Genomic DNA, 14,244 nt, shown 5'->3' with positions numbered 1-14,244 from the left:
AGATTTACCGAATCAATATCGATCATTACCTAATAAAAAACCGCCTCATGAAGGCGGTTTTATTTATCAATCAAACTGAAGCTTAATATTACGCTTGCTGTTTTTGTAGCTCAGTTTCTTTCGCTTCGTCTTCAATTAGAGAATCAACGATTACTGCACATGCTGCATCACCAGTGATGTTCAGAGCAGTACGGATCATGTCGAAGATACGGTCTAGAGCGAACAACAGAGGTAGACCTTCGATAGGGATACCAGCTGCTAGAAGAACCGCAACCACTAGGAAAGAAGGACCTGGAACACCTGCTTGACCAACTGCGCCTAGAGTCGACGTTACGATGATAGCAACGTAAGCGCCCATAGACAGGTCGATGTTGAACAGCTGTGCGAAGAAGATAGCAACTAGGCCGTAGTAAATTGCGTTACCAGACATGTTGATCGTTGCACCAAGTGGCAGAACGAATGAAGCCGTAGAGTTGCGAACACCAAGTTCTTTCTCTACCGTTTCCATTGTTACTGGCAGTGTCGCCATTGAAGAGGCTGTTGATAGTGCAACCGCTTGAGGTTTCTTCATTGCCACTAGGAACTTCTTAGCTGAAGTCTTAGTGAAAATTTGAATCATCAGTGGGTAAGCCACAAAGCCGAAGATAAGAATCGCAGCAATGTAGACAATGAACAGCTTGAACACGACCATAAGTGCGCCAAAACCGAATGTACCGACTGCTTCTGCCATTAGGCCGAATACGCCAAGTGGTGCAATGATCATAACCTTGTTGATCATCCAAACCATAGAGTCAACAATCGCGTTTACGCCATTGATGATTGGGTCACGTTTTTCTTTCGCTTGTTTAGAAATCGCAATACCGAAGAATAAGCAGAAAACGAGAATTTGCAGAATGTTAGCTTCGTTCAGTGATTGGAAAACGTTGGTAGGGATCATGCCCGTGATGGTTGCCCAGAACGTTGGAAGTTCGCCTTTCGCAGCGTATTCAGAAGAGAACATACCTTCAACGCCAGAAACATCGATACCACGACCCGGTTCGAATACTTCACCCATTACAAGCGCTAGTGCTACAGCAAGTGCAGACGTTAGTGCAAAGTAACCCAGTGTAACCACACCAACTTTACCTGCCGATGAGCTATTACCTAGACCTGCAGCACCTGAAATTAGGGCAACTGCGACTAGAGGAATAACCAGCATCTTGATTAAATTGATGAAGATTGCGCCCAGTGGAGCGAACATTGTTGCGCTGTCACCCATCATTGCACCGACAGCGGTACCTATGATCATTGCAATAACGACTTGAACGCCGATGTTGCTTAGTAAACTCTTTTCTTTTAACACTTCCATAACCTCTGTGCTACTAAATATAAAAATCCCAGAACTACTCACCAATGTACGATGTACCATTGGATTAATATTTCGCGACGAGTTTTACACGTATCCTTTACATTTATCAATATGAGCAGAGGTGAAAGTCTCTGAAAAACTGGTGGTCTAATGTCATTTGTTGATTTTGCACAACAATGCAATCGTTTGCCTTGGTTTTTTATTGCGATGTTATTTGTTGAATTTATAAAAGCCTTTTCGCTGGAGATTTTGTGAATGATTTACAAGCGGTGGTATTGAAAACGTCTTGTTAACATTTTGATTTCATTTGCGAGTGTTTTTTGAACGCTTATGTTGGGGTGAATCCACAGGTACGTGTTGTGTGAAATTTAGCCTGAACTATGCTTAAGGTATCTATTTATTACCAAGATGTTACCTCTGCGCTTTAAATAAAACGTCTATCTAGCATCTCAGTTGTAAGGAGAGGGGCTATGACTTTTATATTGAAGTACTTGTTTGCGTTTCTTCTGCTGTTCAGCTCTGTGTTCGCTCAGGCCGATGATGTCTGGGTGATTGAGGTGAACGGAGGGATAGGTCCGGCGACCAGTGATTACCTCACTAGAGAAATAGAACAAGCTTACGATGAGCAAGCAAAGCTCATCATTTTGAAAATGAACACGCCTGGCGGGTTAGATTCGTCGATGCGTGACATTATTCGATCCATCACCACATCACCGATTCCGATAGCAACTTGGGTTGGGCCTGCGGGTTCACGAGCAGCGAGCGCCGGAACCTATATTTTACTTGCCAGCCACGTTGCTTCCATGGCGCCCGGAACTAATCTAGGTGCAGCAACTCCTGTGTCGCTCGGTGGTGGCAAAGCGCCTGCTAGTCCGTTATCTCCTCAGGACGATGCTAATAAAGATGACAACACGTCAGCGAGTGAGCAAGACGAAACGAAACAGGAGAATTCAGATCAAGTAAAAGCAACCACTGCGATGGAGAAGAAAGTTATCAATGATGCAGCGGCTTACATTGTCAGTTTGGCCAAGTTACATAATCGTAATGAAGAGTGGGCAGAAAAAGCGGTGCGAGAGGCAGCGAGTTTGGATTCTGAGAATGCACTGACTCATAACGTGATTGATTTTATTGCCAGCGACCTTCAGCAATTGGTTGAACTGAGTAACGGACGCACCGTCATAATCAACGGTGTCAGTCAGGAAGTCCAACTTAGTGATGTTGCTTTTGTCGAGCGAGAACAAGACTGGCGCTTTAGTTTGCTGTCAGTGATCACGAACCCGAACGTTGCATATATTTTGATGCTGATTGGTATTTACGGTTTGTTACTCGAATTCTATAACCCCGGTGTCGGGCTACCGGGTGTTTTGGGCGGTATCTGTCTGTTATTAGCGATGTACTCCTTACAAATGCTGCCTGTGAGCTACGCGGGCCTTGCTTTAATTCTATTGGGAATTGCTTTGATGGTCGCAGAGGCCTTTAGCCCCAGTTTTGGCATCTTCGGTTTGGGCGGCGTCGCTGCGTTTACGCTCGGTTCTATCATGTTGATGGATACTGAAGTGCCAGGTTATCAAATCGCATTGCCGCTAATTATCGGGATCAGTTTGTTCTCTGTTGCCTTTATCGTCGTAACAATATCAATGCTAGTCCGAGTGAGAAACAAACCAGTGACTACGGGGATGGAAGCGGTAGTCGGTGACACGGGCAAAGTTATAAGCGGCTTCCCCGGTGCGGGGCGCGTGCTAGTCGAAGGTGAGATCTGGCAAGCCAAATGTGCGAGTGAATTGCAAGTGGGGCAGATCATCAGAGTGACCAAGCTGACGGGGCTATCTTTGGATGTTGAGGCGCTGCCCGATGATACATCATCGAAATCTAGCTAGCGCGGCATGCTAGAACAAACGTTATTGAATTATTAATTGCTTAGCCATCGTTACTATTAGGGGGCGGTTATGTTTATACACACTATAGGTATTGTCATTGTGCTCGTTATCTTGTTGATAGCCAGCATGTTCAAAGTGCTGCGCGAGTACGAGCGTGCAGTCGTGTTTTTCCTTGGGCGCTTTTACGGTGTTAAAGGGCCGGGGTTAATTATCATCATTCCTTTCATCCAACAAATTGTGCGAGTGGATCTACGAACTATCGTGTTGGATGTTCCAACACAAGATTTGATCACTCGGGACAATGTGTCGGTGAAGGTGAATGCCGTGGTCTATTTTCGAGTGCTCGATCCGAAGATGGCGATCAATAACGTAGAGAATTACCTCGAAGCGACCAGTCAACTGTCACAAACAACGCTGCGTTCAGTATTAGGACAGCATGAGTTGGATGAATTGCTGTCTGAACGAGAAGAGTTAAATAGAGACTTACAAGCGATACTGGATCAACACACGGATAACTGGGGGATCAAGATTGCCAATGTCGAGATCAAGCATGTTGATCTGGATGACAGTATGGTGCGAGCCCTTGCTAAACAAGCGGAAGCCGAACGTTCACGTCGAGCTAAGGTGATCCATGCAACAGGGGAACTAGAAGCATCAACCAAGCTGAAAGAGGCTGCAGAGGTTCTTAATCAAGCGCCAAATGCGATTCAGCTGCGTTACATGCAAACACTAACAGAAGTAGCGAATGAGCGAACTTCTACAATCATATTCCCAATGCCCATCGATCTGGTCGAGAAGATAACCGATCCGATCAAAGCGACGCTCAATGAGGCTGCAATTAAGAAAGCGATGAAAGCCGATGACTAATTCGCTTAAATGAAGAGCAATAAAAAGGCTCCACAGTTGTGGAGCCTTTTTATATTTTGAATCATAGGTTCTATTTAATGACCAATGATTACTGGCTTCTATTTAATGACCAGTGATTATTTCTGCGTAGCCGCTTTCATTGGCGTAACAAACTCCGCAAGTGCTTTAAGCATTGCTTCTGGTTGTTCAACGTTGTTTTCAATGATTTTCACAACGGCTGAGCCAGAAATCGCACCGGCAGCGCCAGCTACAATCGCTTCTTTCACTTGTTCAGGAGCCGAGATGCCGAAACCAAGCAGTGCTGGTGGCGCGTCGAACTTGTTCAAGCGGTCAAGCAGTGCCGTTACTGGCATGTTTGCTTTTGTTTCAGCACCTGTTACGCCTGAGCGAGAAAGTAGGTAAGTGTAGCCACCACCTAGCTCAGAAACTGATTGAAGCGTTTCATCGCTTGCAGTTGGTGGAGCAATAAAGATTGGGTGAACGCCAAACTTTTCAGCTGCAGCAACAAATTCACCGCTTTCATTGGTTGGTACATCAGCAATCAATACTGAATCGATACCTGCTTTTGCGCAGCGTTCGTAAAAATTTTCTATACCACGTGCGTAAACCAGGTTTGCGTACATCAGTAGGCCGATTGGTAGCTCTGGGTATTTAGCACGGATTTGACCAATAAGATCGAAGCACACATCTGGCGTTACTTTAGAATCTAAAGCACGAATGTTTGCGCCTTGGATAGTTGGACCATCAGCCAGTGGGTCAGAGAATGGAATACCAAGTTCAAGTGCGTCAGCACCGGCTTCCACTAGTGTTTCCATGATCTTCAATGATTGCTCTGGGTTAGGATCGCCAACCGTTACAAATGGTACAAATGCGCCTTGATTCTTTTCAGCTAAGCGAGTGAAGAGTGATTGATAGCGATCCATTATAATGCTCCTTTCTCTTTAAGAATGTCGTGTACAGAGAAAATGTCTTTGTCACCACGACCAGATAAGTTAACCACTAATAGCTGTTCTTTCTCTGGGTCGTCGTGAGCCATTTTTACAGCGTGAGCCACAGCATGAGATGACTCTAGTGCTGCGATAATACCTTCTTTACGTGCAATCAATTGGAACGCTTCAAGCGCTTCATCATCGGTCACGTTGTCGTATTCAGCACGGCCAATAGCATTTAGGTGCGCGTGTTGAGGACCAACTGATGGGAAATCTAGACCCGCAGAAACAGAGTAAGACTCTTCTACTTGGCCATTCTCATCTTGCATCAGTGGCGCTTTCATGCCGAAGAAAATACCGGTTTTACCGTGCTTAAGCGGCGCGCCGTGTTGGTCGGTATCAATACCTTTACCAGCAGGCTCTACACCGATTAGGCGAACAGACTCTTCTTCAATGAAATCAGCGAACATGCCGATAGCGTTTGAACCGCCGCCGACACAAGCGATAACCGCATCAGGAAGGCGACCTTCACGAGCTAGGATTTGGTTCTTCGTTTCTTCACCAATCATGCGTTGGAAATCACGAACAATTGTTGGGAATGGGTGAGGACCAGCCGCAGTACCCAGTAGGTAGTGCGCGTCTTCATAAGTTGCAGACCAATCACGCAATGCTTCGTTACATGCATCTTTTAGTGTTGAAGAGCCTGAATGTACAGGGATAACTTCTGCACCCATTAGTTTCATACGGAATACGTTCGGGCTTTGGCGTTCAACGTCTTTAGCACCCATGTAAACACGACACTTAAGACCTAATAGTGCACACGCGAGAGCCGTTGCAACACCGTGTTGACCCGCACCCGTTTCAGCAATGATCTCGTGCTTACCCATACGTTTTGCAAGCAGAGCTTGGCCAAGAACTTGGTTTGTCTTGTGAGCACCGCCGTGAAGGAGATCTTCACGCTTTAGGTACAGTTTGGTTTTTGTGCCTTTGGTCAGGTTACGCGTTAGCGTTAGTGCCGTTGGGCGACCTGCGTATTCCTGTAGAAGTGTCATGAATTCACTGCGGAACTCAGGATCTGCTTGTGCATCGATAAATGCTTGTTCTAGTTGGTCTAGTGCTGGCACTAAGATCTGCGGTACGTATTGACCACCGTATTCACCAAAGTAGGCATCGAGTTTAGCCATTGTGTTATTCCTTTAATTCTATTGATGTACAGTCACACCAAATCATTTAATCTTGTTTGAACTTCGCAAAGGCAAAGCTCACAAATTAGTTTTTAGATTCTGCATTCTAGTTCTGGTTTCTAAGCTCTGGGTTCCAGATTTAAGTTCTAGAAGCCAGACTAGTAATTACGAATCGCAGCAAAGGCGCGTTGGAGTTTATCTGCGTCTTTTTTACCTGGAGCGGATTCAACACCAGAGTTTAGGTCTAACCCTAAGCAACCCAACTTAGCCGCTTGGTTAGCATTTTCTGGGTTTAGACCACCCGCTAGCATGATTGCGCTTTGGTTGTTGATTAGGCTCCAATCAAACGCTTGGCCTGTACCGCCAGTTTGAGAACCCACCTTCGTATCTAGTAGATGACGAGTCACGTTGCTTTCCAGTAATTCTGGCAGCGCATTTTCAGTGCCGTTTTCAGTACTAGAAGCAACACCATAGGCTTTCCAAATCTCAATGTTTTCAGGCAGTGATTGTTTTAACTCATCGACAAACGCTTGAGACTCGTCTCCGTGCAGTTGCACCGCAAACAAACCAAGTTCAGAAACCGTCTTTGCAACATCTGCTACGCTATGGTTTTGGAATACACCTACGTAGTTCAAAGGTGCGCCGCTCATGGTTAAACGAGCTGCTTCGATATCCACATGACGCTTAGACGCTTCAACGAAAATCAAACCACCGAATACTGCACCCGCTTGATACGCTTTCGCCGCGTCATCTGAATGCGTTAGACCGCACACCTTGTTTTCACCCAGTGTTACTTTACGAACCGCTAATTCTAGGTTCTTTTCAGCCATTAGAGAGCTACCGATTAGGAAGCCATCTGCAAACGTTGAAAGGTCGCGTACTTGTTGGTGAGTGTAGATACCAGACTCTGAAATCACGACTGCTTCTGGAGCCAGTTCGCGAACCAGCGGAGCTAACTCTTTGGTACGGTTCAAATCAGTCGAAAGGTCACGTAGGTTACGGTTATTAATACCGATCACTTTTGCTTTTAAAGCGACAGCGCGATGAAGTTCTTCTTCGTTGCTGACTTCGGTTAGTACACCCATGTTGAGTGAGTGAGCGACTTCAGCAAGCGCTTTGTATTCTTCATCATCTAATACCGACAGCATCAGCAAGATTGCATCAGCTGAATAGTGACGAGCTAAGTAAACTTGGTAGCTATCGACCATGAAGTCTTTACACAAAATAGGTTGCTTAGCAATGCTACGAACCTTCGGCAAAAACTCAAAATCACCTTGGAAGTACTTCTCGTCTGTTAGTACTGAAATCGCATTTGCGTGGTTGTTGTACACCGATGCGATGTAGTCCAAATCAAACTCGTCGCGAATCAAACCTTTTGACGGAGATGCCTTCTTACATTCCGTGATGAAAACTGTTTGCTCGCCGCTTAGTGCATCATAGAAGCTACGGTCTGTTGCGGTTAAGGCCGCTTTAAACTCGTCCAATGGCTGAGTCTGCTTACGCGTTTCAACCCACTGGTATTTGTCACGAACGATTTTCGCTAATACTTCTGCCATTTCTGCTTCTTTCATCGAAACGTGGGTCGACAGTTTATCGGTAGTCTGTGTCATGTTCTTTATCTCTACTCGTCGTTCGTTAGGCGTGTGCAGCAAGTTTTTGTACAAGCTCGTACGCTTTGCCAGAGTTCATCGCGTCAATAGCTTGTTGTGCGTTAGCTTTTAGATCTTCATGGCCAAATAGACGCATCAGCAGAGCAACGTTGACTGCCACAGCGCCAACTTGAGCATCTGTGCCTTTACCCGTCAGGATATCGGTTGTGATGGCTTTGTTCTCTTCTGGCTCGCCGCCCTTGATTGCTTCAAGAGGGTGAGTGTTCAGGCCAAAGTCTGACGGTGTCACTGTGTACTCGTGAATTTTGCCATCTTTAATTTCAGCAACGATTGTCTCGCCATGAATAGCCACTTCATCAAGGCCACTACCATGCACAACGGCAGCACGCTTCATGCCCATTTGCAGCATGGTTTCCGCGATAGGGCGGACGAGCTCTTTGCTGTAAACACCCATTAACTCGATGTTAGGGCGAGCAGGGTTAATCAGTGGGCCAAGGATGTTGAAGATAGTGCGTGTTTTCATTGTTTGACGAACAGGCATCGCGTGACGTACACCGACGTGATACTGCGGAGCAAATAGGAATGCAACGCCAAGCTCGTCGACAGCCGTACGAGTGTCTTCTGCTGTCATCGCTAGGTTAATACCGAACGAATCCAGTAAGTCAGAAGAGCCTGATTTGCTCGATACGCTGCGGTTGCCGTGCTTAGCTATTTTTAAACCACACGCTGCTGCTACAAATGCAGAAGTTGTAGAAATGTTGATGGTGTCATGACCGTCGCCACCTGTACCTACGATGTCTGCAAAATCGTAATCAGGACGTGGGAACGGGTTTGCATTGGCAAGCAGTGCTTTCGCTGCGCCAGCGATTTCATCCGGCGTTTCGCCTTTGATTTTCAGTGCAGTAAGCGCAGAAGCCATCAAAATTGGGTCTAGTTCGCCCTTGATGATGACATCAAACAGTTGTTGGCTTTCTTCTTGAGTAAGAGACTGTTGTTCGTAAAGTTTATTAATCTGTTCCATGATCGTTTCCTAGTTAGTCTTTTTATCAAGAGTAGAGCTTTTCTCTAGATGAAGAGGTTTCTCAAGAGCCCATTCGATAGCGTTCGCTAGAAGCGTTGCACCGTAGGTCGTCATAATCGATTCAGGGTGGAATTGGAATCCACAAACCTTGTCTTGTTCTTGAACTACAGACATCACCAAATCATCGACTTCAGCGGTCACCGTTAGGCTATCGGATACATGCGTTGCCACTAAAGAGTGGTAGCGAGCGATAGCCAGTGGCGAAGGTAAGCCTTGATAAGTCGCATGGTTTTGGTGTTCCATCATCGACACCTTACCATGAATGATTTCGCCAGCGCCTGCAACGGTGCCGCCGTAGGCTTCAACAATCGCTTGGTGGCCTAAGCAAATACCAATCATTGGCACTTTGCCTTTTAGCAGCTGAATCAGCTCAGGCATGCACCCCGCATCCGCTGGAGCGCCAGGGCCTGGTGAAAGCAGTGCAACAGGGTTGTCTAGTTCGTTGATCGCAGCTTCAACTACTTTTGCAGGAATGTTGTTACGGTAAATCTTTACGCTGTGACCTAATGAACGAAATTGGTCTACAAGGTTGTAAGTGAACGAGTCGAAGTTATCGATGAATACAATATCAGCCATGATTACGACTCCTTCTTATTTGTTAGGTTTTTAGTATGAGCTGCTTGAATCGCTGAGATGACCGCTTGAGCTTTGCCGCGAGTTTCATCGGCTTCTGCTTGTGGGTCTGAATCGAATACCACCCCAGCGCCAGCTTGTACTTGTGCAACGCCATCTTCAACGTAAGCAGAACGAATTACGATACAAGTATCTAGAGTCCCTTCACCGGTTAGATAACCGACTGCACCACCGTAGCTACCACGACGCGTTTTTTCTACGTCACGAATAAGCTGCATTGCGCGGATTTTTGGTGCGCCCGTTAGCGTACCCATGTTCATACAAGCTTGGTAAGCGTGCAGGGCATCTAAGTCTTCACGGAGTTGACCAACAACTCGAGAAACCAAGTGCATTACATGGCTGTAGCGATCAACTTTCAGCAAGTCTGCTACGTGGCGAGTGCCAGCTTCCGCAATACGTGCCACGTCGTTACGCGCTAGATCGACAAGCATCATGTGCTCGGCGTTTTCTTTCTTGTCGGTACGCAGCTCAAGTTCAATACGGCTGTCTAAGTCGAAATCGATTTGGCCATTTGGGCGCTTACCACGACGACGAGTACCAGCAATTGGGTAGATCTCGATTTGGTTGGTTTCGGTTTCGTATTTCAGCGCGCTTTCTGGAGAAGCACCGAACAGAGTAAATAGCTCGTCTTGCATGTAGAACATGTAAGGGCTTGGGTTACTTTGCTTGAGTTCTTTATAAGCCGCCAGCGGAGCAGGGCAAGGTAGCGTGAAGCGGCGTGAAGGTACCACTTGGAATACATCGCCTTTAACTACGTACTCTTTTAAGTCACGAACCGTTTGGCAGAAATCTTCATCTGAAACGCTTGGTACGGCTTCAACGTTGTCTAAAGGAGTTACTTCGGTAATCGCTTTCAAGGACTGACATTGTGTTTGAATATCAGCTAGACGATCCGTTAATTGTGCCTTAATGCTTTCGTCTTGAGTGAACAAGCTTGCGTGAAGCAGGCCTTCGTTCTCTTGGTGGTCGAAACGTAATAGTGTTTCAGCAACGTAGAAAACAAAGTCAGGGCAGTTGTTAGTCGCTTCCGCATCGCCTAGCGGTTCAAAGTTCGCCACGATGTCGTAAGCGAATAGGCCAGCCATGAATAACGCGTGCTTGTTATCAGCGTCTTGCTCAAAGCTGTGTTGAACCAAACGCAGTGCATCGAATGAAGAAGCTTCTCTTAAACGTGAGTCTTCATCTAATTCGTTGCTTGGCTCGACAAAAGTCAGCGTCAAAACGTTAGCGGTAAGGTCAGATTTGATCTCTGTTTTAACGTTTTGAGCTAGGTGTTCGATTAGCGCTTGACCATTTTGAGTCAACGCTTGAAAGGTTACTTCATGTCCGCGACATACGATGCGAACAGCAGAGTCGATAAGGAGTAGGCTTGTCAGGTTCTGTTTAGATTCAATCTCAGCAGATTCCAACAACAGACTGTCTGTTTTGTTTTCACACAGAGTATGAAAAACACTGGTTGGATCTTGCGAGTAAGGAACGGAAGAATTGATGACCTCAATGGTTCCCAGCTTTTTGATTTCAATGGCCTTGTTCACAAGACCTCCTTTATGATTCTTTAAATTTCCTGCCGTACATAGTCGCATAAAGATACCTTTCACCCAATCTAGAATATGGTCAATTCGTTGATTTGTTAGTCAGTTGAATGTGAGATGTTCGACAAATTAAAAAGCCCGCTATGAAAGCGGGCTTAGTGATAACTTTTTTATAAACAAACTGTTTAATTAGAAGTACACGTTGGCCCACCAAGAACTTGTCCAAGTGCGCCACCAATTAAGCTCTGAACTTGCTTCTACTGAAGAAAGTTCTAAAACTTTATCTTTATGGTTTTGGTTAAATTCTTGTAACATAGTGAACCTATCAAATGTGATACTTCGTATTTGTGTACTAGTTAACTAGTTTTGCGCTTGCAGGTCAAGTGCGTTGACACAAATATAACGATAAAAATTGAAAACAATGAAAAAGAATATATGAGAATTGATCTACATAGTCATACAACAGCCTCAGATGGCCGACTTACTCCACCTGAACTGATTGACCGAGCGTTAGGCTTTAACATCGAAGCGTTAGCGATTACAGATCATGATACGACTGATGGGCTTGCTGAAGCTCGCAGCTATATTGCTGATAACAATCTTCCTATTCAGTTGATTAACGGCATCGAGATCTCAACCGTTTGGCAAAACAAAGATATCCATATTGTTGGGTTAAACGTCGATCCTGAATCACCAGAATTGAAAGCGTTAATAGAACAACAAAAGCTTCATCGTATTGGGCGTGCTGAGATGATTGCTCAACGACTCGAGAAAGCGACCCGTGAAGGCGTTTTGGAAGAAGTTAAGTTGATTGCTGGTGATGCACCAATTACTCGAGCGCACTTTGCGAAGTGGTTAGTCGACAACGGCTACGCGAAAACCATGCAGCAAGTGTTTAAAAAGTTTCTTACGCGCAACAATCCAGGTTATGTGCCGCCAACATGGTGCTCAATGAGTGATGCTGTAACGGCTATTCATGCGGCTGGCGGTCAAGCGGTATTGGCTCACCCTGCGCGATATGGACTTACAGCCAAGTGGGTTAAACGTCTGCTCGCTGCATTTGTTGAAGCAAATGGTGACGCTATGGAAGTGGCTCAACCTCAGCAAGCACAACAAGAAAGACGCACACTTGCGGATTATGCTATACAATACAAACTATTAGCCTCCCAAGGCAGTGACTTCCATTATCCATCTCCGTGGATGGAACTTGGACGTAATCTCTGGCTACCTTCTGGGGTCGAAGAAGTATGGAAAGATTGGGAGTTTCAAACGGTTTCACCAACTGATACTGACGACAGTATTTAGGTGAACCAGCTCCTTCTGATGATAGAGTCGAGAGATTCGATAACGAGGATCAACAATGAGCCAGTTTTTTTATGTACACCCAGATAACCCACAAGCGCGCTTAATTACTCAAGCTGTTGCGATTATTCGTAGTGGTGGTGTGGTGGTTTATCCAACAGATTCCGGTTATGCGCTGGGCTGTCAGCTTGAAAATAAACAAGCACTTGAACGCATCTGTAAAATTCGTCGAATCGATGATAAGCACAATTTCACCTTGTTATGCCGTGATCTTTCTGAGTTGTCACTGTATGCACGAGTTGATAACGTTGCTTTCCGTTTACTTAAGGCGCACACGCCCGGTGCTTACACGTTTATCTTCAAAGCAACCAAAGAAGTGCCGAAGCGTTTGATGAACGCGAAACGTAAAACGATTGGTATTCGTGTACCAGACAACAAGATTGCACTTGACCTGTTGGAAGCAATGGGCGAGCCATTGATGTCGACGTCTCTAATTCTTCCGGGTAACGAGACAACTGAATCGGATCCAGAAGAAATTCGCGACAGCCTAGAGCATGCGGTTGATGTCATTTTGAATGGCGGCTATCTAGGTGAGCAACCGACTACGGTTATTGACTTCAGTGACGATGATGCCGTTGTTTTACGTCGTGGTGCCGGCGATCCAGCGCCGTTTGAATAATAGCGTTACTGATTAACAGTCTGTAACGAAACAGCAAACCTGCCAGAGTAAATAACAAGTGCTTTTTGGCAGGTTATTTGCGATAATACGCGACCGCGATTTGGTCGCGAAAAATTCATTCGACGTCTGTGAAGACGACAATTAGGTAGAAAAGAGTAAATGAGCGAAAAATTACAGAAGGTTTTAGCGCGAGCTGGTCACGGTTCTCGTCGTGAACTAGAAGGTTTAATCAAATCTGGTCGTGTAAGTGTTAACGGTCAAGTTGCGAAATTGGGTGAGCGTCTTGAAGACGAGAACTCAGTGATCCGTATCGATGGCCACACAATTACAGGCAAGGCCTCTGAAGAAGTGGTTTGTCGTGTACTTGCTTACTACAAACCTGAAGGTGAGCTTTGTACTCGTCACGATCCTGAAGGTCGCCGTACTGTTTTCGATCGTCTACCTAAGATCCGTGGTTCTCGTTGGATTTCAGTTGGCCGTCTTGATGCAAACACATCGGGTCTTTTGCTTTTCACTACTGATGGTGAACTTGCAAACCGCCTAATGCACCCAAGCCGTCAGGTTGAGCGTGAGTACCTAGTACGTGTGTTTGGTGAAGTGACTGAGCAAAAAGTTAAAAACGTGACTCGTGGCGTTCAACTTGAAGATGGTATGGCTCGTTTCGAAGACGTGGTTTACGCTGGCGGTGAAGGTATGAACCATACTTTCTACGTAGCGATTAACGAAGGTCGTAACCGTGAGGTTCGTCGTCTTTGGGAATCACAAGAAACAACAGTAAGCCGCTTGAAGCGTGTACGTTACGGTGATATCTACCTTGATAAGAAACTGCCTCGTGGCGGTTGGAAAGAGCTAGATCTTCAAGAAGTAAACTACTTGCGTGAGCTTGTTGAACTTCAGCCAGAAAAAGAGACACTGTTGGATCTTGATCCTGCAAACACTTCTCGTAAGCGTGAGCGTTCTCGTAGCCAGAAAATTCGTCGTGCTGTTAAGCGTCACGAAGAGCGTGCAAATGCTCCTAAAGGCCGTAGTAACCAGACTAAGCGTAAGAAGCCTGCTACTCGCGGTACTACAACACCTGATTCAGGTCGTAGTGCTCCAGCGACCAATGGCAAACCTCAGGCTACCAAAAAGCCTAAATTGAACAACGGACGCCCGGCTAAACCGGCTAAGCCAAGATCACGTAAGTAATTACACCAGTAGTT

At 45.8% G+C, this 14,244-nt stretch carries 13 protein-coding genes and 1 other annotated feature; of the genes, 5 read left to right on the top strand and 8 right to left on the bottom strand.

The window, feature by feature from the left end; all coding sequences use genetic code 11:
* Positions 1 to 88 precede the first annotated feature (88 nt).
* Positions 89 to 1,408 carry a dicarboxylate/amino acid:cation symporter gene (locus DUN60_RS08450; protein WP_422641388.1) on the bottom strand — a complete coding sequence of 440 codons (1,320 nt, stop codon included), beginning with the start codon at positions 1,406 to 1,408 and terminating at the stop codon, positions 89 to 91.
* 410 nt (positions 1,409 to 1,818) lie between these two features.
* On the opposite strand from DUN60_RS08450, the gene DUN60_RS08445 reads away from it, so the two are divergent.
* Together DUN60_RS08445 and DUN60_RS08440 are read left to right on the top strand one after the other, a co-directional pair.
* Positions 1,819 to 3,225 carry an NfeD family protein gene (locus DUN60_RS08445; protein WP_114633738.1) on the top strand — a complete coding sequence of 469 codons (1,407 nt, stop codon included), beginning with the start codon at positions 1,819 to 1,821 and terminating at the stop codon, positions 3,223 to 3,225.
* Positions 3,226 to 3,294: 69 nt separating this feature from the next.
* On the top strand, positions 3,295 to 4,092 hold the full coding sequence (locus DUN60_RS08440) for a slipin family protein (protein WP_114633737.1): 798 nt from the start codon (positions 3,295 to 3,297) through the stop codon (positions 4,090 to 4,092).
* A 116-nt stretch (positions 4,093 to 4,208) separates the two neighbouring features.
* Here DUN60_RS08440 and trpA read toward each other — a convergent pair whose 3' ends face one another.
* From trpA to trpL2, 7 genes are all read right to left on the bottom strand, one after another.
* Positions 4,209 to 5,015, bottom strand: coding sequence for a tryptophan synthase subunit alpha (trpA, locus tag DUN60_RS08435; protein ID WP_004729802.1), 807 nt, complete (start codon positions 5,013 to 5,015; stop codon positions 4,209 to 4,211).
* Positions 5,015 to 6,205, bottom strand: a complete 1,191-nt coding sequence (gene trpB / locus DUN60_RS08430) for a tryptophan synthase subunit beta (protein WP_114633736.1) — start codon at positions 6,203 to 6,205, stop codon at positions 5,015 to 5,017. Before trpB ends, trpA begins: the two co-directional genes overlap by 1 nt.
* A 158-nt stretch (positions 6,206 to 6,363) precedes the next feature.
* On the bottom strand, positions 6,364 to 7,815 hold the full coding sequence (gene trpCF / locus DUN60_RS08425) for a bifunctional indole-3-glycerol-phosphate synthase TrpC/phosphoribosylanthranilate isomerase TrpF (RefSeq protein WP_114633735.1): 1,452 nt from the start codon (positions 7,813 to 7,815) through the stop codon (positions 6,364 to 6,366).
* 25 nt (positions 7,816 to 7,840) lie between these two features.
* On the bottom strand, positions 7,841 to 8,836 hold the full coding sequence (trpD, locus tag DUN60_RS08420; protein WP_114633734.1) for an anthranilate phosphoribosyltransferase: 996 nt from the start codon (positions 8,834 to 8,836) through the stop codon (positions 7,841 to 7,843).
* A gap of 9 nt (positions 8,837 to 8,845) precedes the next feature.
* Positions 8,846 to 9,472, bottom strand: a complete 627-nt coding sequence (locus tag DUN60_RS08415) for an aminodeoxychorismate/anthranilate synthase component II (RefSeq protein ID WP_004729794.1) — start codon at positions 9,470 to 9,472, stop codon at positions 8,846 to 8,848.
* A gap of 2 nt (positions 9,473 to 9,474) precedes the next feature.
* Positions 9,475 to 11,064, bottom strand: a complete 1,590-nt coding sequence (locus tag DUN60_RS08410) for an anthranilate synthase component 1 (protein ID WP_114633733.1) — start codon at positions 11,062 to 11,064, stop codon at positions 9,475 to 9,477.
* 125 nt (positions 11,065 to 11,189) lie between these two features.
* Positions 11,190 to 11,304 (bottom strand) — a sequence feature (Trp leader region).
* Positions 11,251 to 11,376 (bottom strand): tryptophan operon leader peptide, encoded by a 126-nt coding sequence (gene trpL2 / locus DUN60_RS08405; RefSeq protein WP_009848753.1) that lies wholly within the window; start codon positions 11,374 to 11,376, stop codon positions 11,251 to 11,253. (Overlaps the previous feature by 54 nt.)
* Positions 11,377 to 11,496: 120 nt before the next feature.
* On the opposite strand from trpL2, the gene rnm reads away from it, so the two are divergent.
* The 3 genes from rnm to rluB all read left to right on the top strand — a co-directional run bounded on the left by rnm (position 11,497) and on the right by rluB (position 14,230).
* Positions 11,497 to 12,366: an RNase RNM gene (gene rnm / locus DUN60_RS08400; protein ID WP_054547341.1), complete on the top strand. Its 870-nt coding sequence runs from the start codon at positions 11,497 to 11,499 to the stop codon at positions 12,364 to 12,366.
* 55 nt (positions 12,367 to 12,421) lie between these two features.
* Entirely contained in the window at positions 12,422 to 13,042 is a 621-nt protein-coding gene (locus DUN60_RS08395; protein ID WP_017076369.1) for an L-threonylcarbamoyladenylate synthase, read from the top strand.
* A 159-nt stretch (positions 13,043 to 13,201) separates the two neighbouring features.
* A complete protein-coding gene (rluB, locus tag DUN60_RS08390; RefSeq protein ID WP_004729784.1) occupies positions 13,202 to 14,230 on the top strand; it encodes a 23S rRNA pseudouridine(2605) synthase RluB in 1,029 nt (342 codons plus the stop codon).
* Positions 14,231 to 14,244 lie beyond the last annotated feature (14 nt).

Origin of the sequence: Vibrio splendidus (genome assembly GCF_003345295.1) — a bacterium.
GTDB classification, from domain to species: Bacteria; Pseudomonadota; Gammaproteobacteria; order Enterobacterales; family Vibrionaceae; genus Vibrio; species Vibrio splendidus_K.
Note: the sequence above shows the minus strand (reverse complement) of the source record. Positions and strands in the feature narration are given on the sequence as shown.

What these genes read in the sequence shown, in the direction of transcription:
- DUN60_RS08450 (WP_422641388.1), bottom strand. Translation starts at nt 1,408, where the DNA reads ATGGTACATCGTACATTGGTGAGTAGTTCTGGGATTTTTATATTTAGT.
- DUN60_RS08445 (WP_114633738.1), top strand. Translation starts at nt 1,819, where the DNA reads ATGACTTTTATATTGAAGTACTTGTTTGCGTTTCTTCTGCTGTTCAGC.
- DUN60_RS08440 (WP_114633737.1), top strand. Translation starts at nt 3,295, where the DNA reads ATGTTTATACACACTATAGGTATTGTCATTGTGCTCGTTATCTTGTTG.
- trpA (WP_004729802.1), bottom strand. Translation starts at nt 5,015, where the DNA reads ATGGATCGCTATCAATCACTCTTCACTCGCTTAGCTGAAAAGAATCAA.
- trpB (WP_114633736.1), bottom strand. Translation starts at nt 6,205, where the DNA reads ATGGCTAAACTCGATGCCTACTTTGGTGAATACGGTGGTCAATACGTA.
- trpCF (WP_114633735.1), bottom strand. Translation starts at nt 7,815, where the DNA reads ATGACACAGACTACCGATAAACTGTCGACCCACGTTTCGATGAAAGAA.
- trpD (WP_114633734.1), bottom strand. Translation starts at nt 8,836, where the DNA reads ATGGAACAGATTAATAAACTTTACGAACAACAGTCTCTTACTCAAGAA.
- DUN60_RS08415 (WP_004729794.1), bottom strand. Translation starts at nt 9,472, where the DNA reads ATGGCTGATATTGTATTCATCGATAACTTCGACTCGTTCACTTACAAC.
- trpL2 (WP_009848753.1), bottom strand. Translation starts at nt 11,376, where the DNA reads ATGTTACAAGAATTTAACCAAAACCATAAAGATAAAGTTTTAGAACTT.
- rnm (WP_054547341.1), top strand. Translation starts at nt 11,497, where the DNA reads ATGAGAATTGATCTACATAGTCATACAACAGCCTCAGATGGCCGACTT.
- DUN60_RS08395 (WP_017076369.1), top strand. Translation starts at nt 12,422, where the DNA reads ATGAGCCAGTTTTTTTATGTACACCCAGATAACCCACAAGCGCGCTTA.
- rluB (WP_004729784.1), top strand. Translation starts at nt 13,202, where the DNA reads ATGAGCGAAAAATTACAGAAGGTTTTAGCGCGAGCTGGTCACGGTTCT.